This window comes from Streptomyces sp. NPDC005483 (assembly GCF_040606035.1).
In the GTDB taxonomy this organism is placed as follows: Bacteria; Actinomycetota; Actinomycetes; order Streptomycetales; family Streptomycetaceae; genus Streptomyces.
The window spans coordinates 21,714-45,805 of record NZ_JBEXEA010000031.1 but is presented as its reverse complement, the minus strand read 5'-3'; the positions used below and the strand labels follow the sequence as shown (position 1 = coordinate 45,805).

Here is a 24,092-nt window from a genome sequence, read left to right as displayed (position 1 = left end):
CCGGGCTGCGCGTGTGTGCCGCCCGCCTGTGTGCCGCCGGCCTCTGTGCGGATGCCGACAGTTTCCCCGCGGGCTGTTCCCTGATCGACAAGCGACCGCTTAGTATGCGGAGGACCCCGGTCAGACCCCGGCATGACGACGCAGTCCCGTGGAGGCCCCCCATGCAGGCTTGGCAAGTGCACGAGAACGGCGAGCCGAGCGAGGTGATGCGCCTCGCGGACGTGGCGCAGCCCGTACCCGGCGACGGCCAGGTCCTGCTGAAGGTGCGCGCCGCGAACATCAACTTCCCGGACGTGCTGATGTGCCGCGGCCACTACCAGGTCCGCCCGCCGCTGCCCTTCACGCCGGGCGTGGAGATCTGCGGCGAGACCGAGGACGGGCGGCGTGTGATCGCCAACCCCGCGCTGCCGTACGGCGGTTTCGCCGAGTACGCCGTCGCGGACGCCGCAGCTCTGCTGTCCGCGCCGGACTCGCTGGACGACGCCGAGGCCGCCGCGCTGCACATCGGCTACCAGACGGGCTGGTTCGGTCTGCACCGGCGGGCGCACCTGGAAGCGGGTGAGACGCTGCTCGTCCACGCTGCCGCCGGAGGGGTCGGCAGCGCGGCCGTGCAGCTCGGGAAGGCGGCCGGGGCCACCGTCATCGGTGTCGTCGGCGGTCCCGAGAAGGCCGCCGTGGCCCGGGAGCTGGGCTGTGACGTGGTGATCGACCGGCGCGGCGAGGACGTCGTCGCCGCCGTGAAGGCGGCCACCGCGGGCCGGGGCGCTGACGTGATCTACGACCCGGTGGGCGGCGAGGCCTACACGCAGTCGACCAAGGTCGTCGCCTTCGAGGGACGGATCGTGGTCGTCGGCTTCGCCAGCGGGACCATCCCGAGCCCCGGCCTGAACCACGCCCTGGTGAAGAACTACGCGATCCTGGGCCTGCACTGGGGTCTGTACAACACCAAGAACCCGAAGCTGGTCCAGCACTGCCACGAGCAGCTCACCGAACTGGCCGCCCGGGGTGCGATCAAGCCGCTGGTGAGTGAGCGGGTGCCGCTGGCCGGTGCCGCGGACGCCGTGCAGCGCCTCGGCGACGGGGTGACCACGGGCCGGATCGCCGTCGTACCCACGGGAGCACAGGCATGACCGACGCAGCCGAACTCAAGCGCCGCACCGCCGAGTTGCTGGCCGCACACCCGCCGGCGTCCACAGACCGGCTGGAGTTCCTGAGGGCCCGCTTCGACGCGGGGCTCGCCTGGGTGCACTACCCGGAGGGCCTTGGTGGACTGAACGCGCCCCGTTCCCTCCAGGTCGTCGTGGACGCCGAGTTGGAGGCTGCGGGCGCTCCGGACAACGACCCGCGGCGCAACGGCATCGGCCTCGGCATGGCCGCGCCGACGATCCTCAGGTACGGCACCGAGGAGCAGAAGCAGCGCTATCTGCGGCCCCTGTGGGTGGGGGAGGAGGTCTGGTGCCAGCTGTTCAGCGAGCCAGGTGCCGGATCCGACCTCGCCGCGCTCGGCACCCGGGCCGTTCGCGAGGGCGACAACTGGGTGGTCAACGGGCAGAAGGTGTGGACGTCCGGCGCCCACAACTCCCGCTGGGCCATCCTCATCGCCCGCACCGACCCGGACGTGCCCAAGCACGCGGGCATCACCTATTTCCTCTGCGACATGACGGACCCCGGCGTCGATGTCCGCCCGCTGCGGCAGATCACCGGCGAGGCCGAGTTCAACGAGGTGTTCCTCACCGACGTCCGCATCCCCGACTCCCGCAGGCTCGGCGAGATCGGCGACGGCTGGCGGGTCGCGCAGACCACGCTGAACAACGAGCGCGTCGCCATCGGCGGCATGCGGCTGCCCCGCGAGGGCGGCATGATCGGCCCGGTCTCGAAGACCTGGCGCGAGCGCCCCGAACTGCGCACCCAGGACCTGCACCAGCGACTGCTGAGGCTCTGGGTCGACTCCGAGGTCGCCCGCCTCACCGCCGAGCGCCTGCGCCAGCAGCTCGTCGCCGGACAGCCCGGTCCCGAGGGCGCGGGCATGAAGCTCGCCTTCGCCCGCCTCAACCAGGAGATCAGCGGCCTGGAGGTCGAACTCCGTGGCGAGGAAGGCCTGTTGTACGACGACTGGACCATGCGCCGGCCCGAGCTGGTGGACTTCACCGGCCGTGACGCCGGCTACCGCTACCTGCGTTCCAAGGGCAACAGCATCGAGGGCGGGACCACTGAGGTCCTGCTGAACATCGTCGCCGAGCGCGTCCTGGGCCTCCCGGCCGAGCCGCGTACCGACAAGGACGTCGCGTGGAAGGACCTGGCCCGATGAGCGCACAGCCCGACCTGCTGTACTCGGAGGAGGAAGAGGCGCTGCGGGCCGCCGTACGGGACCTGCTCGCCGATCACTGCGACGCCCCGGGCGTGATCGCCCGCACCGAGTCGGACACCCCGCACGACCTCGCTGCCTGGAAGGCCCTCACCGACGGCATGGGCCTCGCGGGACTCCTGGTCCCGGAGGAAAAGGGCGGTCAGGGCGCCTCGCACCGCGAAGTCGCCGTCGTCCTGGAGGAGTTGGGCCGGGCGGTCGCTCCCGTGCCCTACCTCACCAGTGCGGTCGTCGCCACCGAGGCCCTGCTCGCCTGCGACGCCGACGACCTGCTCGCCGAGCTCGCGTCCGGACGGCGGATCGGCGCCCTCGCCGTCGCCCTGAACATCGCGCCGGGCGGCGCCTACAAGGTCGTACGCCACGAAGGCGGGGAGCTGCACGGGGAGTTGGCGGCGATCGCGGACGCCGCCGCAGCCGATGTGCTGCTGATCCCGGCGGACGACGGCGGGCTGTACGCGGTGGACGCCTCCTCCGTGACCGTCACCCCGCAGGTCTCCTTCGACCTGACCCGGCCGCTCGCGACCGTCACCCTCGACGGGGCTCCGGGCCGCCTGCTGGGCGACGCCGAACTCGCCGTGCACCGCGCCCTGCGGGCCGGGGCCGGACAGCTCGCCTCCGAGCAACTCGGGCTCGCCGAATGGACGTTGACCGAGACCGTGCGCTATCTCAAGGAGCGCAAGCAGTTCAACCGGCCCGTCGGTGGCTTCCAGGCGCTCAAGCACCGGCTCGCCCAGTTGTGGCTGGAGGTCGTCAACCTCCGTGCCGCGGCCCGCAACGCCGCCGACGCGCTGGCCACCGGTGAGGACGCCGACGTGGCGGTCGCCGTCGCGCAGGCCTATGCGGCGTCCGTCGCCGTGCACGCCGCCGAGGAGGCGCTGCAACTGCACGCCGGGATCGGCATGACGTGGGAGCACCCGATCCACCTGTATCTCAAGCGGGCCAAGGCCGACTCGATCGCCTACGGCTCGGCGGGCGCGCACCGCGCCCGGTTGGCCGAACTGGTAGACCTCCAGGCGCCTTGAGCGTCGCCCGGTGAACGCCGGTGAAGCCCGCCCCACCTGGGGCGGGCTTTTCCGTGCGCCTGCGCGGAAGGAGTGAACGGGCGGCGGCAGTCCGGCCAACTCCTCGCACGTACAGCTTCATTGAGGGTCGAAGGGCCCCATACTCCCTGTGGTTCCGACCCGCCCCACAGGGAGGCAGAACATGGCCCTCATCACCCGCCGCAGAGCCCTCACCACCGTCGGCGCCGCGGTCGCGGCGACCCTCGCCCCGCCCGTCGGCAGCGCGTGGGCCGACGGACAGAAGCACCGGCCCCGCCCGTTGTGGCGCGCCCACGCCCACAACGACTACGAGCACCCGCGCCCCCTCCTCGACGCCCTCGACCACCGTTTCGGCAGTGTCGAGGCCGACATCTTCCTCGTCGGCGACCAGCTCCTCATCGGCCACACGGTCGACGACCTCGACCCGACGCGCACCCTGGAGTCCCTGTACCTCGACCCGCTGGCCAGGATCGTCAGGGCCAACCACGGGTCGGTGTACCGGGGTCACCGCCGGCCCCTCCAGCTGCTCGTCGACATCAAGACCGAGGGCTCCTCGACCTATCTCGAACTCGACCGGCATCTGCGGCGCTACAGGCACCTGTTCACGACGTACGTCCACGGCAAGGTCGTCCCCGGCCCCGTGACCGCGGTGATCTCCGGCGACCGCGCCGCACGCGTCCCGATGGAGGCCCAGACCGTGCGCCGGGCCTTCTACGACGGCCGGCTCGCCGATCTCGGCACCTCGGCGCCCGCCTCCCTCATCCCGCTGATCAGCGACAACTGGATGCTCAACTTCACCTGGCTCGGTGAGGGCGTCTTCCCCGACGCCGAGCGGCAGAAGCTGCGGAGCATCGTCCAGCGGGCTCACGCGCGCGGGCAGAAGGTGCGGTTCTGGGCCACCCCGGACCTTGCCGGGCCTGCCCGGGACGCGCTGTGGACCGAGCTTCTCGCCGCCGACGTCGACTACTTCAACACCGACGACCTGGCGGGCCTCGAGGCCTTCCTGGACGCCCACCGGTAGGCGCCTTCGAGCGAGTGCGGACACCACTCGTTCGGAGGACACCGCAGCCGCCCGGACGAACCCTCCGCTACGCCACACTTGCGGCCGAACGCCGTGAAACGGACCTGGCGGCGTGGCGGAGGAGGCTGTTCATGGTGATTTCCCTTTCCGTGCTGGTGCTGCTGCTGATCCTGGCGGTGATCTTCCTGCGCAGCGGCGGACTCAAGGTCTCCCACGCGCTGGTGTGCGCGCTGCTCGGCTTCTGTCTCGCCGGCACGAGCATCGCGCCCACCATCCACAGCGGCATGACCGCGACCGCGGACATCGTCAGCAGCCTGCACCCCTGACCTCAACGGGTGGAGAAGACCCCGATGCCGTTCGGTACGGGCCGTTCGGCGCCGCCCGAGGGGTGGTTGAGGGCGGCGACGGCGCTGGTGCCCGGCGTACGGGCGGCCATGGTCGTGGAACCCCCGCCGTCCAGGCTGAAGGCGTCGACCGAGCCCAACCTCCGCATGGTGTCCGCGACTTCGGCGATCGTCAGCCCGCTGCGATAGGCGGGCGCACCGTCCAGCGCGAGGAGATACAGCCGCCGTCCGCCGTCCGCGATGCCCACGGCCGTGCGCACCGCCGACGTCGTGTCGTCGAGGCCGGGCAGCGGGCGGCCGTCGTCGAGCACCGGATAGCCCCCGAGCGCGAAGCGGTACGCGATTCCCGCCGAGGCCGCGACCAGTCGGTGCCGCACCGTCACCGCCGAGCCGACCGAGAGCTTGCGCAGTTGCTGCGCGCCCGCCTCCCGGCCCACGAGCACCGTGGTGCCGCCGGCGATCGTCCCGCTGCCCGGGCTGTCGGCCGTGGCGACGACGTGCCCGTCACGGACCGTCACCTCATGGGTGTCCGTGCTGCACGGGGCGGCGCGGTCCGTGTCCGTCCCGCAGGTCGCCCGCACCCGGGACGCGCCGCCCCAGTCCGAGGTGAACGCGCCGACCGAACCGACGGGCAGCGCGTACTGGTTCAGCCCGCCGAGCGGCAGTCGCCCCTCGGGCGTCCGCACCGACCCGTCGAGCCTGAGGTCGTCGAGGCGGGCCCGGCGGTCGGTGCCCACGCCGAACACGTCCCTGGTGCTCGTGCCGGGCGGCAGCGCGGGTCCGAAGCGCTGACCGCCCGGCACCGCGGCCTTGAGCACGCGGCCCCGCGCGATCGCCGGGCCCACGCTCGCGCCGGTCGCCTCGACGCCGGGGTGCTGGGTCTCCGAGATGTTGAAGAAGTCGCCGTTCACCCCCGCGAGGGCGCCCTGCGAGGTGGCCAGCCGGGACACCGTGGCCCGCGCGGCCAGAGCCCCCGGATACAACAACTCCACCCGCACCCGTGGCTCGCGCAGGTCCACGCGGATCACATGGGCATGCGTCACCCCCGCGGCCGCGGCGATGTCGAACTGCTCGTACCGCACACCCGTGGCGAGCCGCGTCCACCCCGGCGCGGCGCCGGCCGGTGCCGCCCCCACCAGGGCCGCACCGGCCAGTGTGCCGAGTGCCGCGAGTAACGTCAGTACCGGTCTGCCTGCGCCGAAACGCCTTTGACGGTGCGTCACAACTCTCCCTGATGTCTCGTCAACTGTCCCAGGACTCAGGGGAAGTGCATCAGAAAGGCGATGGCCGGGGGGAGGTCTAGGCGCCGACCACACGCGAACGGATGAGGAAACGCACCCCCTCGGGTGCCTCCAGCGAGAACCCGCTGCCCCGGCCCTCGACGACGTCGACGATCAGCCGGGTGTGACTCCAGACCTCGTACTGGCTCCTCGACATCCAGAACGTCACCGGCTCCCCGACCCCCGGCACGTCCAGTTCGGCCAGCAGCACGTCCGAGCCACCGGTGCGGAACTCGCCCGCCGGGTAGCACATCGGCGCGCTCCCGTCACAACAGCCGCCGGACTGATGGAACATCAACGGCCCGTGCGCCTCGCGCAACCGGCGCAGCAACTCGGCGGCAGCGGTCGTGACCTCGACACGCGGTACCTCGTCGGACACGGCATGTGCGGAATCCTCGTCCATGGTCGTCGAGTGCAGCACGGGGAAGGTTGCGAGGGGGTTGCACCGGGCCGTGCTTCGGCGTGCGGCCTCAGGACAGGTCGACGGGAGCCGGGTTCCATTTGTACCGCGCGTCGTCCTCGTCCTTGAGCGGAACTCCGGCCTTCGCCATCCGGTCAAGGATGTCCAACAGCATGTCCCCCAGGGGAAATCCGTCGATCCAGAACATCCGCTTCACCGAGGAGAACCTCTAATCACGCGGAAAGACGCCCAGAAAGACCCCGAGCCGCGGGCCACAGGACCGCAGCTGCGACGAGACACACCGCCGTCCGGCGTTGCCGCTTGCGGCCGAGCTGCCGCAGGCGGTTCGGGTCCTCGCCCTGTGCCACGGCCGGCTGCCTCCACAAGGCCGCCACCGGCGAAGAGCACGGGCCGAGTGCAGGTCTCTGCTCCGTGAGCGCAGGGGGCGGGCCGCGACGGGGCGAGCGTCGCCCGTCGCGGCGTCAGTGGGCGTACCGCGTGAAGTGGGCCGGAGTGTGGTCGATCGGCAGGTCCGGGCGCCAGGCGGTCAGGCCCTGGGCGCTGCACACGAACAGGTTCTCCGGAAGCCGGTCCAGGGCGAACCACCGCCAGTCGCCGACGCGTTCGCCGGGCTGGTCCGAGGGTTCACCCCGCCAGGCGGTGACCTCACTGGCCACCGTCATCCGCACCACCCCGGCCACATCGTCGAGGAGCGTGCCCAACAGCCGGACGTCGGCAGGGCGGGCCTCGATCCCGGTCTCCTCCCGGAGTTCGCGCACGACCGTCTCCGCCAGCGACTCACCGGGCTCCACCGTGCCACCGGGCAACTCCCAGGTGCCGCGCCGGTGCCGGCCGAGCAGCAGTCCCCGGGGGCCGCACAGGATGGCGCCGACCCCGATGGCCGCGTGCGGCACCGGACCGCGATCGCTGCGTGGGCGGGAGGAGACCCGGACGGGACGGGTCGCGCGGAAGATCCGGTACGAGGCGTGGTTGCCCTCCTCCGGCGCGTCGAGGACGTCGATCCCCTCGACCCGCAGCCCGTGGTCGCCGAGCAGGTCCGTCCAGAGCTCGGGGGTGAGCACCCACATCCGGACGTCGGTCTCCCCGCCCCCGGCGAGCCGCAGGATCTCGGACCGGGGCTCGACCACGGAGGAAGGGCCGTCGCCGCGCGAGTTGGTGTGCAGCACGGTGAAGCACAGTGTCCCGCCGGGCCGCAGCGCCCCGGCGAGGGCGGGCAGCAGCCTGCGGGGGTCGATGTAGGGCACCGCGTTGACGGAGTACACGACGTCGTACGGTTCCGCCGAGCCCAGGTGTTCGACGGCGTCGGCCCTGATCAGGTGCAGGCCGGGCAGGGAGCCGTAGTGGGCGCGGGCCCGTTCGTGCTGCGTGGGGGAGGAGTCGACCGCGTCCACCGAGGCGCCGTACACGCGGACCAGGTGGGCCGCGTGCCGGGCGGGGCCGCAGCCGAGGTCCAGCACGCGCCGCCCGGGGAGTGCGCCGAGGATCTCGGCGCCCGGCCCTGTGTCCCTGAGGCCCCAGTCGAACGGCTCCAGCTCCGGCAGCAGGGTGCCGCGCCGCAGATGGTGGTCGCCGTAGGCGTGCCAGGCCTCGGCATTGACCGAGTGGGGGTCGAGGGGTCGTGTGGTCAACGTGCCTCCCAGGCGCGGTGGTCGAGGCTCGGAACCCTATGCGCGGTCAGCGCCCTTTGCCGTCCCGCATCTTGACGTGTACTTGACGGAGTGGCTTCTATGGGAGCGCTCCCATGCCCCTTCCGACTGCCTCACCCACCCCTGGAGCCGCAGTGAGAAGAACAGGAAAGAGCCCCTTAAGTGCCCTCCTGGCCAGGTTGGCCGCCCTCGTCGGCCTGGTGCTGCTCGGCGCCCTGTGTCCCGGTACGGCCCAGGCCGCCGGGGCCGCCGAGGATGCCGGCACCCAGGCCGCCACCGGTCTGCACATCAGCAACGGCCGCCTGGTCGAGGGCAACGGCAACGACTTCGTGATGCGCGGCGTCAACCACGCCCATACCTGGTACCCGAACGAGCTCGGCTCGCTGGCCGACATCAAGGCGCAGGGCGCCAACACCGTCCGGGTGGTCCTCGCCGACGGCCATCGCTGGACCGCCAACAGTGCCGCCGACGTGACCAACGTGATCGCCCAGTGCAAGGCCAACCGGCTGATCTGTGTCCTGGAGGTGCATGACACCACCGGCTACGGCGAGGACAGCGCGGCCGGCACCCTCGACCAGGCCGCCGACTACTGGATCGGCCTGAAGAGCGTCCTCGCCGGCCAGGAGGACTACATCGTCATCAACATCGGCAACGAGCCCTGGGGCAACACCGACCCCGCCGGCTGGACCGCCCCGACGATCGCCGCGATCCAGAAGCTCCGCAACGCCGGGTTCCAGCACACGATCATGGTGGACGCGCCCAACTGGGGCCAGGACTGGCAGCAGGTCATGCGCACCAACGCCCAGTCCGTGTACGCCGCCGACACCACCGGCAACCTGATCTTCTCGATCCACATGTACAGCGTCTTCGACACCGCGGCGGAGGTCACCGACTACCTGAACGCCTTCGTGAGCGCCAAACTGCCCATCCTGATTGGGGAGTTCGGCGGTCCCGCCGACCAGTGGGGCGATCCGGACGAGGACACCATGATGGCCACCGCCGAGCAACTGCACATCGGCTATCTGGCCTGGTCCTGGAGCGGCAACACCGACCCGGTCCTCGACCTCGTCCTCAACTTCGACCCGGCGCAGATGACGTCATGGGGAAAGCGGATCTTCAACGGCGCCAACGGCATCGCGCAGACCGCCAAGGAGGCCACCGTCTTCGGCGGCGGTTCCGGTGACACCCAGGCCCCCACCGCCCCCGGCACGCCGACCGCCTCCGCGGTGACGGCGACCTCCGCCCACCTGACCTGGACGGCCTCCAGTGACAACGTTGGCGTCGCCGGGTACGACGTCGTGCGGATCAGCGGTGGCACCGAGACGAAGGTCGCGGCCTCGACGACGAACTCGGTGACCGTGACCGGTCTGTCCGCCGACACGGCCTACTCCTTCGCCGTCTACGCCCGTGACGCGGCCGGGAACCGGTCGGCCCGCTCGGCGACGGTGAGCGTCACCACCGCCACCACGCCCGCCGGAAGCTGCTCCGTGGGCTACCGGGTGGTCGGTGAGTGGCAGGGCGGCTTCCAGGGCGAGATCGTCATCCGCAACACCGGCACCGCCCCGGTCAGCGGCTGGAAACTCGGCTTCGCCTTCGCCGACGGGCAGACAGTCTCCACCATGTGGGGCGGCACTGCGGCACAGAGCGGGGGCTCGGTGACCGTCACCCCGGCCTCGTACACCAACACCATCGCGGCCGGAGGTTCGGTCACCGTGGGCTTCATCGGCAGCAAGGGCGCCAAGAACACCGCGCCCACCGCTTTCACTCTCAACGGAGCGGTCTGCGTGAACGGTTGATGTACCCCAGGTATCAGGTCAACTGTCCCGGACTCTTGACTCGGAACGTGCCCGGTCGCGATCCTCGACGCATCTATTGCGCCGGTCATGACAAATCCAAGGGCAGTCAAAACGCCCTCGGTCGACGGCGCTCTCCCGCCGACCGAGGGACGTGGGCCATGGCCGGACGCACCTGCCGCAGACGCAAGAACATCACCGTCACCACCCTGCTCCTCCTGGTGCTGGCAGTGATCCTCGGCCCCACCCAGAGCTCGGCGGCCACCGACTGGTGGACACCGACGGCCAGACCCGCCCCCGACGCCCAGGTCAACGTGACCGGGGCGCCCTTCACCGGCACCAACTCCGCGGGCGAGGTGCGGGGGTTCATCGACGCCCACAACCACCTCTTCTCCAACGAGGCCTTCGGTGGGCGGCTGATCTGCGGCAAGGTGTTCTCCGAGTCCGGAGTCGCCGACGCGCTCAAGGACTGCCCCGAGCACTACCCCGACGGCAGCCTCGCGCTCTTCGACTACATCACCCACGGCGGCGACGGCAAGCACGACCCGGTCGGCTGGCCGACCTTCAAGGACTGGCCGGCGTACGACTCGATGACCCACCAGGCGAACTACTACGCCTGGGTGGAGCGGGCCTGGCGCGGTGGCCAGCGGGTGCTCGTCAACGACCTCGTCACCAACGGGATGATCTGCTCCATCTACCCGTTCAAGGACCGCAGTTGTGACGAGATGACCTCGATCCGCCTGCAGGCCAGAATGACGTACGACCTCCAGGCCTTCATCGACAAGATGTACGGCGGCACCGGCAAGGGCTGGTTCCGGATCGTCACCGACAGCGCGCAGGCCCGACAGGTCATCCAGCAGGGCAAGTTGGCGGTCGTCCTCGGCGTCGAGACCTCCGAGCCGTTCGGCTGCAAGCAGATCCTCGACATCGGGCAGTGCAGCAAGGCGGACATCGACAAGGGCCTCGACGAGCTGTACGGCCTCGGCGTGCGCTCGATGTTCCTGTGCCACAAGTTCGACAACGCACTGTGCGGTGTCCGCTTCGACGAGGGCGGCCTCGGCACCGCCATCAACGTCGGGCAGTTCCTGTCGACCGGCACCTTCTGGAAGACCGAGACCTGCAAGGGCCCGCAGCACGACAACCCCATCGGCACGGCGGCCTCCGCGGCGGAGAAGGACCTGCCGGCCGGTACGGAGGTCCCGGAGTACGACAAGGCCGCGCAGTGCAACGTCCGCGGGCTCACCGACCTCGGCGAGTACGCCGTGCGCGGCATGATGAAACGCAAGATGATGCTCGAGATCGACCACATGAGCGTCAAGGCCACCGGCCAGGTCCTCGACATCTTCGAGGCCGCCAACTATCCCGGCGTGCTGTCCTCGCACAGCTGGATGGATCTCAACTGGACCGAGCGGGTCTACTCCCTGGGCGGTTTCGTCGCCCAGTACATGCACGGCTCGGAGGGGTTCGCCGCGGAGGCGAAGCGCACCGACGCGCTGCGGGACAAGTACCACGTCGGCTACGGCTACGGCACCGACTTCAACGGCATCGGCGACCACCCCGCACCGCGCGGAGCGGACGCCCCGAACAAGGTGACGTACCCCTTCAAGAGCGTCGACGGCGGCTCGGTCATCGACAAGCAGACCTCCGGGCAGCGCACCTTCGACTTCAACACCGACGGAGCAGCCCACGTCGGCATGATCCCGGACTGGATCGAGGACATCCGGCTCGTCGGCGGCCAGGGCGTGGTCGACGACCTCTTCCGGGGCGCGGAGTCCTACCTCGACACCTGGGGCGCCTCCGAGCAGCACCAGGCGTCGGTCGACCTCGCCGACGGGCGGACGGCGACGGCCAGTTCGTCCGAGTCGAACCCCTTCACCAGCTACCAGCCGGGGCGGGCGGTGGACGGCGACGACTCCAGCCGCTGGGCCAGCGACTGGAGCGACGACCAGTGGTGGCAGGTCGACCTCGGCGCGACCAACCTGGTCTCCAAGGTCACGCTCGACTGGGAGCGGGCCTACGGGAAGTCGTACCGGATCGAGTTGTCGACGGACGGTACGAACTGGACGACCGCCTGGGCGACGACCTCCGGTGACGGCGGGCTCGACACGGCCAAGTTCACCGGCACACCGGCCCGTTACGTCCGGGTCCACGGTCTCGCCCGCGGCACCGACTGGGGATACTCGCTCTACCAGGTGGGCGTTCACAGCGGCTGATTCACTCGACAGCGGGGGGACACGTATGGCACGCATGCCGTCGGCCGAGCGGCGCAGACAGCTGACGGAAGCGGCCATCAGGGCGATGGCCCGGGACGGCGTCGCGAAGACGACGACCCGGTCCATCGCCGCCGAGGCCGGCGTCTCCCTCAGCGTCTTCCACTACTGCTTCGACTCCAAGCAGGCCCTGATCGAGGCCGTGATCACCACGCTCACCGATCACTCGGTGAGCGTGGTCCAGGAGGCGCTGCGCCCGAGGGACACCCTGGAGGAGACCGTCGCCGCCGGTTTCCGGGCGTACTGGGACCACGTCCGCGCCAACCCCGAGGCGCACATGCTCACCTACGAGCTCACCCAGTACGCCCTGCGCCAGCCGGGGTTCGAGCACCTGGCCAGACGCCAGTACGAGCTGTACGGCGAGGCGTACGCCGAGCTCATCGAGCAGCTGCGCAAGGACATGGACCTGGAGCTGCGGGTGCCGGTCTCCGTCCTGGCCCGCTACCTCGCCGCCATGACCGACGGGCTGACCCTGAACTACCTCGTCCTCGGCGACGCGGCCGCCTGGGCGGACATCCTCGACACGGTCACGGCGCACATCGCGGGGCTGGTGCGCTGAGACCGGTCAGGATGGTCAGGATTCGAGAAGCGCGGTCCTGGGGCCGTGGCTAGCGTGACGGACATGGACATCCGGATTCGGGCGAGCTTCCTCCCGCACCACGACCCGGAGGCCTCCCTGGCCTTCTACCGGGACGTGCTGGGCTTCGTGGTGCGCGGTGACGTGCGCCGCGGCAGGGTGCGGTGGATCACCGTCGGCCCCGCGGGCCGGGCCGGTCCTTCGGTCGTGCTGCGCCCGGTGGGCGACGACCCCGAGCTCCTCCTCGCCACCCCCGACCTCGACTCCGTCTTCGAGCGGCTCCAGGCCCGCGCCGAGGTGATCCAGGAGCCGATCGAGCAGCCGGACGGCGTCAAGGACTGCGCCTTCCTCGACCCCGCGGGCAACATGATCCGCGTCCAGGAGCTGCGCTGAGGCGTGTGCGTCGACATAGTGTGCCAAGTTGTCGGAACGGGAGGACGAAAGATCATGAGCCAGGCCACTCCAGGCGACCGGCATGCCGCTGACAGCCACGACCTGATCCGCGTGCACGGGGCGCGCGAGAACAATCTCAAGGACGTCAGCATCGAGATCCCGAAGCGCCGGCTCACGGTCTTCACCGGAGTTTCCGGCTCCGGCAAGAGCTCGCTGGTGTTCGACACCATCGCCGCGGAGTCGCAGCGGCTGATCAACGAGACCTACAGCGCCTTCGTGCAGGGTTTCATGCCGACCCTGGCCCGGCCCGAGGTCGACGTCCTCGACGGCCTGACCACCGCGATCACCGTCGACCAGCAGCGCCTCGGCGGCGACCCGCGCTCCACCGTCGGCACCGTCACCGACACCAACGCGATGCTCCGCATCCTGTTCAGCAGACTCGGCACCCCGCACATCGGCTCGCCCAAGGCGTTCTCCTTCAACGTCGCCTCGATCAGCGGGGCGGGCGCGGTGACCGTGGAGCGCGGCGGGCAGACCGTGAAGGAGCGCCGCAGCTTCAGCATCGTCGGCGGCATGTGCCCGCGCTGCGAGGGCCGGGGCACGGTCAACGACATCGACCTCACCCAGCTCTACGACGACTCCAAGTCGCTGAGCGAGGGCGCCATGACCATCCCCGGCTACAAGGCCGGCGGCTGGAACTACCGCCTCTACAGCGAGTCCGGCTTCTTCGACGCGGACAAGCCGATCCAAAAGTTCACCAAGAAGGAACTCCAGGACTTCCTGTACCGCGAACCGGTCCGGATGAAGATCGCGGGCATCAACATGACCTACGAGGGTCTCGTCCCGCGGATCCAGAAGTCGATGCTCGCCAAGGACCGCGAGTCGATGCAGCCGCACATCCGTGAGTTCGTGGACCGTGCGATCACCTTCATGGTCTGCCCCGAGTGCGAGGGCACCCGGCTGAGCGAGGGCGCCCGGTCCTCGAAGATCAAGGGCATCAGCATCGCCGACGCCTGCGCGATGCAGATCAGCGACCTGGCCGAGTGGGTCCGCGCGCTGGACGAGCCGTCGGTCGGGCCGCTGCTGACGGCGTTGGGGGAGACCCTCGACTCCTTCGTGGAGATCGGGCTCGGCTATCTCTCCCTCGACCGCTCCTCGGGCACACTGTCCGGCGGCGAGGCCCAGCGCACCAAGATGATCCGCCACCTCGGCTCCTCCCTCACCGACGTCACCTACGTCTTCGACGAGCCGACCATCGGGCTGCACCCCCATGACATCCAGCGCATGAACAACCTGCTGCTGCGCCTGCGGGACAAGGGCAACACGGTGCTCGTGGTGGAGCACAAGCCGGAGACGATCGTCATCGCCGACCACGTGGTGGACCTGGGGCCGGGTGCCGGTACGGCGGGCGGTTCGGTCTGCTTCGAGGGCACCGTGGAGGGGCTGCGGACCAGCGGCACCGTCACCGGCCGCCACTTCGACGACCGGGCCGGGCTCAAGGACACGGTCCGCAAGGGGACCGGTGCGCTGGAGATCCGGGGGGCGAGCACCCACAACCTCCAGGACGTCGACGTCGACATCCCGCTCGGCGTGCTGACCGTGATCACCGGGGTCGCGGGGTCCGGCAAGAGCTCGCTGGTGCACGGGTCGATCCCGGCCGGGGAGGGGATCGTCTCCGTCGACCAGGGCGCCATCCGCGGTTCCAGGCGCAGCAACCCGGCGACGTACACCGGACTGCTCGAACCGATCCGGAAGGCGTTCGCGAAGGCCAACGGGGTGAAGCCGGCGCTGTTCAGCGCCAACTCCGAGGGGGCCTGTCCCACCTGCAACGGCGCGGGGGTCGTCTACACCGACCTCGCGATGATGGCCGGGGTCGCCACGACCTGCGAGGAGTGCGAGGGGAAGCGGTTCCAGGCCTCCGTGCTGGAGTACCACCTCGGGGGGCGGGACATCAGCGAGGTGCTCGCGATGCCGGTGACGGAGGCGGAGGAGTTCTTCAACACCGGTCAGGCGCGTACCCCGGCCGCCCACAGGATTCTGGAGCGGCTCTCGGACGTCGGGCTCGGCTATCTCACCCTCGGGCAGCCGCTCACCACGCTGTCCGGCGGTGAGCGGCAGCGGCTGAAGCTGGCGACCCACATGGGCGAGAAGGGCGGCGTCTACATCCTCGACGAGCCGACCACCGGACTCCACCTCGCCGATGTCGAGCAACTCCTCGGTCTGCTGGACCGGCTCGTCGACTCCGGCAAGTCCGTCATCGTCGTCGAGCACCACCAGGCGGTCATGGCCCACGCCGACTGGATCATCGACCTCGGCCCGGGCGCGGGTCATGACGGCGGACGGATCGTGTTCGAGGGGACTCCGGCGGAGCTCGTCGCCGCGGGGGGCACGCTCACCGCGGAGCATCTGGCGGCCTACGTGGGGGAGTGACGGGGCGCTTCCGGTCCCCCGTCCCTGGACGGCGTGGCTCACGGCATCGGCCTGGGTCACGCCGTCCTGCCGTCACGGCGCGTCCCCCGGTCCACCGCCGCTGCCGTCCGACCGGATCCGGGCTCTTGACCCGTGGCTCACCCTCCCCGATGCTCGGTTGCGCATGGTGATGCGTGTACCGGATAAGGCAACCCGCTGGTCTGTCGGAGGAGTGACCCATGGCTCATGAGGTTCGTGCTGTCGTCGCCCGGGCGAAGGGCGCCCCCGTCTCCGTGGAGACGATCGTGGTCCCCGACCCGGGGCCCGGCGAGGCGCTGGTGAAGGTGGAGGCGTGCGGGGTCTGTCACACCGACCTCCACTACCGGGAGGGCGGGATCAACGACGACTTCCCCTTCCTGCTGGGCCACGAGGCGGCCGGCCGCGTCGAGGCCGTGGGGGAGGGTGTCACCGGTGTCGAGCCGGGCGACTTCGTCATCCTCAACTGGCGTGCGGTCTGCGGTGAGTGCCGGGCGTGCAGCAAGGGCAAACCCTGGTACTGCTTCGCCACCCACAACGCGACACAGCCGATGACCCTGCTCGACGGCACCCCGCTCGCTCCCGCCCTCGGTATCGGCGCCTTCGCGGAGAAGACCCTGGTCGCCGCCGGGCAGTGCACCAAGGTGGACCCGGCGGCCCCGGCGACCGCCGCGGGACTGCTCGGCTGCGGTGTCATGGCGGGATTCGGCGCGGCCGTGAACACCGGCGCCGTCGGCCGCGGGGACTCCGTCGCCGTCATCGGCTGCGGCGGGGTCGGCATGGCCGCCGTCGCGGGGGCGCGGCTCGCCGGCGCGACCAAGGTCATCGCCGTCGACGTCGACCCGCGCAAGCTGGAGCGGGCCCGGGGGATGGGCGCCACCCACACCGTCGACGGCTCGGCCGCGGACGTCGTGGCGGCGGTGCGCGAACTGACCGGCGGCTTCGGCGCCGACGTGGTCGTCGAGGCGGTCGGCCGCCCCGAGACCTACCGGCAGGCCTTCTACGCCCGCGACCTCGCCGGCACCGTCGTCCTGGTCGGTGTGCCGACCCCGGAGATGAAGCTGGAGCTGCCGCTGCTCGACGTCTTCGGACGCGGCGGCGCCCTGAAGTCCAGCTGGTACGGCGACTGTCTGCCCTCCCGGGACTTCCCGGCGCTCATCGACCTCTACCTGGACGGGCGCTTCGACCTGGACGCGTTCGTCTCCGAGACCATCGGCCTCGGGGACGTGGAGAAGGCGTTCGAGAAGATGCACCGCGGCGAGGTGCTGCGCTCCGTGGTGGTGCTGTGAAAGACCACTCGATGTTGCCCCATGCGCATGATGTTGCATATGGAGCAACAGAGGTTCCCGTGTGTGTCCGCCCTCTGGACTCCTTGACAAGGGTTTATGGGCGCCCGCAAACTGACGTTGCGTTCACCGCAATCCGTTTCGTTATACGCACCGAGGTGTCATGATGATTCCCGCGTGCCGTCTCGTGGATCTTCCCCGAGGCGAGGCCTACCGGCTCGACATCGATCCGCCGGTCTCGGTGTTCCACACCGACGACGGCGAGGTCTTCGCCATCGACGACACCTGCACCCATCAGGACGCCTCGCTCGCCGACGGCTGGCTGGAGGGCTGCGAGGTCGAATGCCCGCTGCACGCCTCGAAGTTCGACCTGCGCACGGGTGCCGTCGACGCCCCGCCGGCCAAGCGTCCGGTCCGCACCCACGAGGTCCACGTCGAGGACGGCATGATCTACGTCCGGCTGTCCCTGGACGCGCCCAACCTGCCGCCCTGCGTCGCGGCCAGGCTCGCCGGCGGACCCGCGTGAGGACGGTCGCCGTCGTCGGCGCCTCGCTCGCCGGTCTGTCGGCGGCGCGCTCGCTCCGCAAGCAGGGCTACGACGGGCGGCTCGTCGTCATCGGCGACGAACTCCACCGCCCGTACGACAGGCCCCCGTTGTCCAAGGAGTTCCTGGCCGGCTCCCTGGGCGAGGCCGATCTCGCACTGGAGCCGGACGACGAGGACCTGCGGGTGGAGTGGCTGCTCGGCGTACGCGCCGTAGGTCTCGACGGCCCGCAGCGCGCCGTACGGCTCGCCGACGGCAGCGAGGTACGGGCGGACGGCGTCGTCATCGCGACCGGCGCCGCCGCCCGGACCCTGCCCGGCACCGGCGGCCTGGCCGGGGTGCACACCCTGCGCACCCTGGACGACGCCCGCGCCCTGCGCGACGAACTGGCCCTCGGGGGACGGCTGGTGGTGATCGGCGGCGGCTTCATCGGCGCCGAGGTCGCCTCCACCGCGTACGCCCTCGGACTCGACGTGACCGTCGTGGAGGCGGCCCCGACCCCGCTGGCCGGACCGCTCGGCGAGACGATGGGCGGGATCGTCTCCGCCCTCCACGCGGACCACGGGGTACGGCTGTTGTGCGGGGTGGGCGTCAGGGGGCTGCGCGGCGGGAGCCGTGTCGACACCGTCCTGCTGGCGGACGGGCGCAGCCTCCCCGCCGACATCGTGGTCGTGGGGGTCGGCGCACGTCCGTGCGTCGAGTGGCTGGCGGACTCGGGCATCGATCTCGACGACGGCGTCAGGTGCGGCGCCGACGGCCGCACCAGCCTGGCCGGCGTGGTCGCGGTCGGGGACTGCGCCTCCTGGTACGACCCGCGGGCGGGCCTGCACCGCCGCGTCGAGCACTGGACCGGCGCCCGCGAGCGGCCCGACGCGGCGGTGACCGCACTGCTGGCGGGCGGCGCGGTGGAACCGGGCGCGCCGAGGCCGCCGTACTTCTGGTCCGACCAGTACGGCGTGAAGATCCAGTTCGCCGGTCACGCGGCCGCCGCCGACAGCGTGACGATCGAGGAAGGCGCCAGGGCCGACCGCAACGTCCTGGCCGTCTACCGGCGTTCGGGCCATCCGGTCGCCGTGCTCGGGATGAACCAGCCGCGGCTGTTCACACGCTGGCGCAAGCAGCTCGCCGCCGCGGCCTGACAGCACCGACGCTGTCGCTCCGTTCAGAACGCCGTCCGCTCTTCGGCGTGCACCACCGGTACACGAACGCGTGCATCACCGGTCCCCGACGTTCCCCGAGGAGTGCACTGTGACCTCGACCAGCCTGCCGGACAGCCTGATCGCCACCCTGCCCGGCGTCTCCTACACCGATCCCGGGATCTTCGCCCAGGAGCAGGAGCGCATCTTCGAAGCGATGTGGTTCTGCGCCGTCCGCGCTTCCGACCTGCCCAGGCCCGGCGCCTTCAAGACCGTGGAGGTGGGCCGCGAGAGCATCCTGATCACGCGTGCGCGGGACGCCTCGGTGCGCGCCTACTTCAACGTCTGCCGGCATCGGGGCGCCCGGCTGTGCACCGAGGAGTCGGGGGAGGTGAAGCGGGCGTTCCAGTGTCCGTACCACGCCTGGACGTACGACCTGACGGGCAAGCTCGTGGCCGCGCCGAACCTGACGAAGATGCCGGACGTGGGCCGGACCGAGTACGGCCTGGCGAGCGTGGCGGTGCGCGAGTGGCTGGGCTATGTGTGGGTGTGCCTCGCCGAGGACCCGCCGCCCTTCGACGAGGTCGTCCAGGACGTGATCACCCGCCTCGGCGACACCGAGTCGATCGAGCGCTACGACATCGGGGGGCTGGAGGTCGGCCGGCGGATCGTCTACGACGTGAAGGCCAACTGGAAGCTGATCGTCGAGAACTTCATGGAGTGCTACCACTGCGCGACCATCCATCCCGAACTCACCGAGGTGCTCCCGGAGTTCGCCGACGGATACGCGGCGCAGTACTACGTGGGGCACGGTGCGGAGTTCGGTGCGGACGTCAGGGGGTTCACCGTCGACGGCTCGGAGGGCCTGGACCGCATCCCGGGTGTCTCCGAGGATCAGGACCGCCGCTACTACGCGATCACCGTCCGGCCGCAGGTGTTCGTCAACCTCGTGCCCGACCATGTGATCTTCCACCGGATGTATCCGGTCGCCGCCGACCGCACGATCGTCGAGTGCGACTGGCTGTACCTTCCGCATGTCGTCGAGAGCGGTCGGGACGTCAGCAGGTCGGTCGAGCTCTTCGACCGGGTCAACCGGCAGGACTTCGACGCCTGCGAGCGCACCCAGCCCGGGATGAGCTCACGGCTGTACGCCAAGGGCGGTGTGCTGGTGCCCAGCGAGCACCACATCGGCGAGTTCCACGACTGGGTCCAGGCCCGGCTGGGGGCCCGGCCCGGGCCGGGGGCGGCTCAGCCCAGGTAGCCCATGCGGTGGCTGATCTCCTCGGCGCCCTTGACCAGGACCGGGGCGAGCTCGTGAAGGCGCTCCTCGGAGAGCCGGTACGCGGGCCCCGAGGCGCTGAGCGCCGCGATGACCTCTCCGTCCCGGTCGCGGACCGGGGCGGCCATGGCGTGCAGGCCGAGCTCCAGCTCCTCCAGCGCCCAGGCGTAACCGCGCTCCCGGGCCTCGGCGAGGTTCTTCTCGAGCTTCGTCTTCGCGGTGATGGTGCGCGGGGTGACCTTCTTCAGGCCGGCCTCCGTCAGCAGCGCGGCGCGCTCCTTGGCGGACAGGTGGGCCAGCAGGATCTTGCCGCTGGACGTGGCGTGCAGCGGGGTCAGCTGGCCGACCCAGTTCTGCGCGGTGACGGCACCCGGGCCGCGCACCTGGTAGAGGTTGACCGCGTAGCGCTCCTGCATCACGGCGAGGTTCACGGTCTCGCCGAGCTCCTCGGCGAGGTCCTCGCAGACCGGACGGCTCTGCTGGGTGATGTCGATGCGTCCGGTGACCGCGCCGGCCAGGCGCACGATGCCGAAACCGAGACGGTACTTGCCGCGCTCGCCCGCCTGTTCCACCAGGCCGCGCGCTTCCAAAGCGCCGAGGAGCCGGAACGCCGTGGACTTGTGAACGTCGATCTCGGCGGCCACCTCGCTGACGCCGGCCTCGCCCCGCTGGGCCAGGATTTCCATCACGTGAATGGCCCGGTCGACGGACTGCACTCCACCGTTCGACGACCCTGTCGTTTCGTTATCCGGGTTGTAGTTGCTCACAACGCAACTATACGGCCGGTAAACAACATGGACGTGAGTCTGTTTCGCGGACCTCGTGCATGTGTCGTGGAAGTTGCGTGGTTCGCAACCTGGTGCGTATCACGCTACCCGTACTAGCATGCCGCGCGTATCTACGGCGCGAGCGAGACGAGGCACCATGGCTCCCCAGCAGTACGACTTCGTCATCGTCGGCGGTGGATCGGCCGGCAGCGCACTGGCCAACCGGCTCTCCGCGGACCCGGGCAACCGGGTGCTGGTCCTGGAGGCCGGCCGGCCCGACTACCCGTGGGACGTCTTCATCCACATGCCCGCGGCGCTGACCTACCCGATCGGCAGCCGCTTCTACGACTGGAAGTACGAGTCCGAGCCCGAGCCGCACATGGGCGGACGGCGGGTCTACCACGCCCGCGGCAAGGTGCTGGGCGGCTCCAGCAGCATCAACGGCATGATCTTCCAGCGCGGCAACCCCCTGGACTACGAGCGCTGGGCCGCCGATCCCGGTATGGAGAGCTGGGACTACGCGCACTGTCTGCCGTACTTCAAGCGGATGGAGAACTGCCTCGCGGCCGACCCGGACGACGAGTTCCGCGGCCACGACGGCCCGCTCGTCCTGGAGCGAGGCCCGGCCACCAACCCGCTCTTCACCGCCTTCCAGAAGGCCACCGAGGAGGCCGGGTACGCGCCCACGGACGACGTCAACGGCTACCGGCAGGAGGGCTTCGCCAAGTTCGACCGCAACGTCCACCGCGGTCGCCGGCTCTCGGCCTCGAAGGCCTATCTGAAGCCCGTCAGGAAGCGCCCCAACCTCACGGTCAGAACCCGCGCCCTCGTCACCCGCGTCCTGTTCGAGGGAAAGCGGGCCGTCGGCGTCGAGTACCGCCGCGGGAAGGGTGCGCTCCAGCAGGTGCGGGCGGCTGAGGTCATCCTCTGCGGCGGCGCGATCAACTCCCCGCAGCTCCTCCAGCTGTCCGGCGTCGGCAACGCCGGGGAACTGCGCGCGCTCGGCATCGACGTCGTCCACGACCTGCCGGGCGTCGGCGAGAACATGCAGGACCACCTGGAGGTGTACATCCAGTACGCCTGCAAGCAGCCCGTCTCCATGCAGCCGTACCTGGCGAAATGGCGGGCCCCCTTCATCGGCCTGCAGTGGCTCTTCCGCAAGGGCCCCGCCGCGACCAACCACTTCGAGGCCGGCGGGTTCGCCCGCAGCAACGAGGATGTGGACTACCCCAATCTGATGTTCCACTTCCTGCCCATCGCGGTCCGCTACGACGGTTCGGTGCCCGCCGGGGGACACGGCTACCAGGTGCACGTCGGTCCCATGTACTCCGACGCCATCGGCTCCGTGAAGATCAAGAGCAGGGACCCGGAGGAGCACCCGGCGCTGCGCTTCAACTACCTGTCCACCGAACAGGACCGCCGCGAGTGGGTCGAGGCGATCCGCGTCGCGCGCAGGCTGCTCAACCAGCCCGCCCTGGCTCCCTACAACGACGGGGAGGTCTCGCCGGGCCCGTCCGTCGAGACCGACGAGGAGATCCTCGCCTGGGTCGCCAAGGACGGCGAGACCGCCCTGCACCCCTCCTGCACCTGCAAGATGGGCACAGACGAGATGGCCGTCGTGGACCCCGCCAGCATGCGGGTGCACGGCGTCGAGGGGCTGCGGGTCGTCGACGCCTCGGTGATGCCCTACGTCACCAACGGCAACATCTACGCGCCGGTGATGATGATCGCGGAGAAGGCGGCCGACCTCATCCTCGGCAAGGAGCCGCTCGCGCCCTCCGATGCCGCGTACTACCGGCACCGGGACGCCCGGACGCAGGCGGGGTAACGCGGATTTTTCCCGGGACCGCTTGTACCGGAAACCCGCCGGGTTGGAGCGGCGCGCAACGCGCCCGCGTGCCCAAACCGTCATCCCCCAACCCCTTGACGTGGGTTGCCGCAGTACCCAGAGTGTTCCACCACAAGCAATGCGATGCGTCATGCGCAACGAAATCGCTCGAAGGGCTCCCGACGTGGCAGACCTGTACGTGGACGGTGAATGGCGGGATCCGGTGGCCGGAGGCCATCGGGAGATCCGTTGCCCCGCTGACGGCACGCTCTCCGCGACCGTGTCCGAGGGGACCCGCCCCGACAGCGAGGCGGCCGTCGCCGCCGCCCGCCGGGCCTTCGACGAAGGGCCCTGGCCGCACACCCCCGAGCGCGAGCGGGGCGCCCTGCTGCTGCGCACCGCCGACCTGATCGAGCGCGACGCCAAGGAGTTCGCCCGCGCCGAGTCGCTGGACAGCGGCAAGCGGCTGGTGGAGAGCGAGTACGACATCGCGGACGTCGTCTCCTGCTTCCGCTACTACGGCGGGCTCGGCGGCACCGACGCCGGCCGCGTGATCGACACCGGCCGGGACGACGCCGTCAGCCGTGTGGTCTACGAGCCGATCGGTGTGTGCGGACTGATCACACCGTGGAACTACCCTCTTCTGCAAGCGAGTTGGAAGGTCGCCCCAGCCCTTCTCGCCGGGAACACGATCGTCCTCAAGCCCAGCGAGCTCACCCCCTCCACCTCGATCCTGCTGATGAGGGCGCTGGCGGAGGCCGGACTTCCCGCCGGTGCCGCCAACCTCGTCCTCGGCACCGGGCCCGAGGTGGGCGCCCCGCTCTCCGAGGACCCCCGCGTCGACATGGTGTCCTTCACCGGGGGCGTGGAGACCGGAAAACGGATCATGGCGACCGCCGCCGCGACCGTGAAGAAGGTCGCGCTGGAACTCGGCGGCAAGAACCCCAACGTCGTCTTCGCCGACGCCGACTTCGAGACGGCCGTGGACTTCGCGCTCACGGCCGTCTTCCTGCACTCGGGGCAGGTCTGCTCGGCCGGTGCCCGGCTGATCGTCGAGGACTCGCTGCACGACCGCTTCGTCGACGAGGTGGTCCGCAGGGCCCGGCGGATCCGCCTCGGCGGGCCCTTCGACCCCGAGGCCGAGACCGGGGCGCTGATCTCGGCGCAGCACCTGGAGAAGGTCGAGGCGTACGTCGCCGCGGGTGTCGCCGAGGGCGCCGTACTGCGCTGCGGCGGCGAACGGCCCGCCGACCCGGCCCTCGCCAAGGGCCACTACTACCCGCCCACCGTGCTCGACGAGTGCCGGCAGGACATGCGGGTGGTGCACGAGGAGTCCTTCGGACCGGTGCTCACCGTGGAGCGCTTCCTGGACGAGGACGACGCCGTACGCATCGCGAACGACACCGAGTACGGGCTCGCCGGGGCGGTCTGGACGCAGGACGCCGGGAAGGCCCAGCGGGTCGCCCGCCGGCTGCGGCACGGCACGGTGTGGATCAACGACTACCACCCCTATGTGCCGCAGGCCGAGTGGGGTGGCTTCGGGCACTCCGGTGTGGGCCGGGAACTGGGACCGACCGGCCTCGACGAGTACCGCGAGCCCAAGCACATCTGGCAGAACATCCAACCCCGGCCGCAACACTGGTTCCGCGGCTGAACG

At 70.5% G+C, this 24,092-nt stretch carries 21 protein-coding genes; 16 read left to right on the top strand and 5 right to left on the bottom strand.

Going from position 1 to position 24,092, the window contains the following annotated elements; genetic code table 11:
* Window positions 1-161: 161 nt before the first annotated feature.
* The 5 genes from ABZT06_RS39430 to ABZT06_RS39410 all read left to right on the top strand — a co-directional run bounded on the left by ABZT06_RS39430 (window position 162) and on the right by ABZT06_RS39410 (window position 4,752).
* The gene (locus ABZT06_RS39430; protein WP_355752338.1) at window positions 162-1,130 is read left to right on the top strand and encodes an NADPH:quinone oxidoreductase family protein; all 969 of its coding nucleotides are present in this window, start codon (window positions 162-164) and stop codon (window positions 1,128-1,130) included.
* Window positions 1,127-2,308, top strand: a complete 1,182-nt coding sequence (locus ABZT06_RS39425) for an acyl-CoA dehydrogenase family protein (RefSeq protein WP_355752336.1) — start codon at window positions 1,127-1,129, stop codon at window positions 2,306-2,308. Before ABZT06_RS39430 ends, ABZT06_RS39425 begins: the two co-directional genes overlap by 4 nt.
* On the top strand, window positions 2,305-3,387 hold the full coding sequence (locus tag ABZT06_RS39420) for an acyl-CoA dehydrogenase family protein (protein WP_355752334.1): 1,083 nt from the start codon (window positions 2,305-2,307) through the stop codon (window positions 3,385-3,387). The genes ABZT06_RS39425 and ABZT06_RS39420 overlap by 4 nt, the downstream gene beginning before the upstream one ends.
* A gap of 181 nt (window positions 3,388-3,568) precedes the next feature.
* Window positions 3,569-4,426, top strand: a complete 858-nt coding sequence (locus ABZT06_RS39415; RefSeq protein ID WP_355752332.1) for a phosphatidylinositol-specific phospholipase C/glycerophosphodiester phosphodiesterase family protein — start codon at window positions 3,569-3,571, stop codon at window positions 4,424-4,426.
* Window positions 4,427-4,557: 131 nt separating this feature from the next.
* Entirely contained in the window at window positions 4,558-4,752 is a 195-nt protein-coding gene (locus tag ABZT06_RS39410; RefSeq protein ID WP_355752330.1) for a hypothetical protein, read from the top strand.
* A 2-nt stretch (window positions 4,753-4,754) separates the two neighbouring features.
* Here the strand turns inward: ABZT06_RS39410 and ABZT06_RS39405 are convergent, their stop codons facing one another.
* The 4 genes from ABZT06_RS39405 to ABZT06_RS39390 all read right to left on the bottom strand — a co-directional run bounded on the left by ABZT06_RS39405 (window position 4,755) and on the right by ABZT06_RS39390 (window position 8,099).
* Window positions 4,755-5,993: a phosphodiester glycosidase family protein gene (locus ABZT06_RS39405; RefSeq protein WP_355752328.1), complete on the bottom strand. Its 1,239-nt coding sequence runs from the start codon at window positions 5,991-5,993 to the stop codon at window positions 4,755-4,757.
* A gap of 76 nt (window positions 5,994-6,069) precedes the next feature.
* Window positions 6,070-6,453, bottom strand: coding sequence for a DUF779 domain-containing protein (locus tag ABZT06_RS39400; protein WP_355752326.1), 384 nt, complete (start codon window positions 6,451-6,453; stop codon window positions 6,070-6,072).
* 67 nt (window positions 6,454-6,520) lie between these two features.
* Window positions 6,521-6,667 (bottom strand): hypothetical protein, encoded by a 147-nt coding sequence (locus ABZT06_RS39395; RefSeq protein ID WP_355752324.1) that lies wholly within the window; start codon window positions 6,665-6,667, stop codon window positions 6,521-6,523.
* A 265-nt stretch (window positions 6,668-6,932) separates the two neighbouring features.
* A complete protein-coding gene (locus ABZT06_RS39390; RefSeq protein ID WP_355752322.1) occupies window positions 6,933-8,099 on the bottom strand; it encodes a bifunctional class I SAM-dependent methyltransferase/NUDIX hydrolase in 1,167 nt (388 codons plus the stop codon).
* Between the two features lie 113 nt (window positions 8,100-8,212).
* Here ABZT06_RS39390 and ABZT06_RS39385 point away from each other — a divergent pair, with 113 nt between their 5' ends.
* The 9 genes from ABZT06_RS39385 (at window position 8,213) to ABZT06_RS39345 (ending at window position 19,822) form a co-directional block, all read left to right on the top strand.
* Entirely contained in the window at window positions 8,213-9,913 is a 1,701-nt protein-coding gene (locus ABZT06_RS39385) for a cellulase family glycosylhydrolase (protein ID WP_355752320.1), read from the top strand.
* A 158-nt stretch (window positions 9,914-10,071) separates the two neighbouring features.
* Window positions 10,072-12,123, top strand: a complete 2,052-nt coding sequence (locus tag ABZT06_RS39380) for a discoidin domain-containing protein (RefSeq protein ID WP_355752318.1) — start codon at window positions 10,072-10,074, stop codon at window positions 12,121-12,123.
* A 25-nt stretch (window positions 12,124-12,148) separates the two neighbouring features.
* Window positions 12,149-12,739, top strand: a complete 591-nt coding sequence (locus tag ABZT06_RS39375; protein ID WP_355752316.1) for a TetR family transcriptional regulator — start codon at window positions 12,149-12,151, stop codon at window positions 12,737-12,739.
* 63 nt (window positions 12,740-12,802) lie between these two features.
* Window positions 12,803-13,150, top strand: a complete 348-nt coding sequence (locus tag ABZT06_RS39370) for a VOC family protein (RefSeq protein ID WP_355752314.1) — start codon at window positions 12,803-12,805, stop codon at window positions 13,148-13,150.
* Window positions 13,151-13,204: 54 nt separating this feature from the next.
* Complete coding sequence (locus ABZT06_RS39365; RefSeq protein ID WP_355752312.1) at window positions 13,205-15,580, top strand: excinuclease ABC subunit UvrA; 2,376 nt, start codon at window positions 13,205-13,207, stop codon at window positions 15,578-15,580.
* A gap of 218 nt (window positions 15,581-15,798) precedes the next feature.
* Window positions 15,799-16,884, top strand: coding sequence for an S-(hydroxymethyl)mycothiol dehydrogenase (locus tag ABZT06_RS39360; RefSeq protein ID WP_355752310.1), 1,086 nt, complete (start codon window positions 15,799-15,801; stop codon window positions 16,882-16,884).
* A gap of 160 nt (window positions 16,885-17,044) precedes the next feature.
* A complete protein-coding gene (locus tag ABZT06_RS39355; RefSeq protein WP_037710117.1) occupies window positions 17,045-17,407 on the top strand; it encodes a bifunctional 3-phenylpropionate/cinnamic acid dioxygenase ferredoxin subunit in 363 nt (120 codons plus the stop codon).
* Entirely contained in the window at window positions 17,404-18,564 is a 1,161-nt protein-coding gene (locus tag ABZT06_RS39350) for an FAD-dependent oxidoreductase (RefSeq protein WP_355752308.1), read from the top strand. Before ABZT06_RS39355 ends, ABZT06_RS39350 begins: the two co-directional genes overlap by 4 nt.
* A gap of 109 nt (window positions 18,565-18,673) precedes the next feature.
* A complete protein-coding gene (locus ABZT06_RS39345; protein WP_355752306.1) occupies window positions 18,674-19,822 on the top strand; it encodes an aromatic ring-hydroxylating dioxygenase subunit alpha in 1,149 nt (382 codons plus the stop codon).
* On the opposite strand, the gene ABZT06_RS39340 is transcribed toward ABZT06_RS39345, so the two are convergent.
* Complete coding sequence (locus ABZT06_RS39340) at window positions 19,810-20,556, bottom strand: IclR family transcriptional regulator (protein WP_355752428.1); 747 nt, start codon at window positions 20,554-20,556, stop codon at window positions 19,810-19,812. The two genes, ABZT06_RS39345 and ABZT06_RS39340, sit on opposite strands and share 13 nt — an antisense overlap.
* A 208-nt stretch (window positions 20,557-20,764) precedes the next feature.
* Here ABZT06_RS39340 and betA point away from each other — a divergent pair, with 208 nt between their 5' ends.
* The gene (betA, locus tag ABZT06_RS39335) at window positions 20,765-22,435 is read left to right on the top strand and encodes a choline dehydrogenase (protein ID WP_355752303.1); all 1,671 of its coding nucleotides are present in this window, start codon (window positions 20,765-20,767) and stop codon (window positions 22,433-22,435) included.
* A 184-nt stretch (window positions 22,436-22,619) separates the two neighbouring features.
* Window positions 22,620-24,089 carry an aldehyde dehydrogenase family protein gene (locus ABZT06_RS39330; RefSeq protein ID WP_355752301.1) on the top strand — a complete coding sequence of 490 codons (1,470 nt, stop codon included), beginning with the start codon at window positions 22,620-22,622 and terminating at the stop codon, window positions 24,087-24,089.
* The last annotated feature ends 3 nt before the right edge of the window (window positions 24,090-24,092 follow it).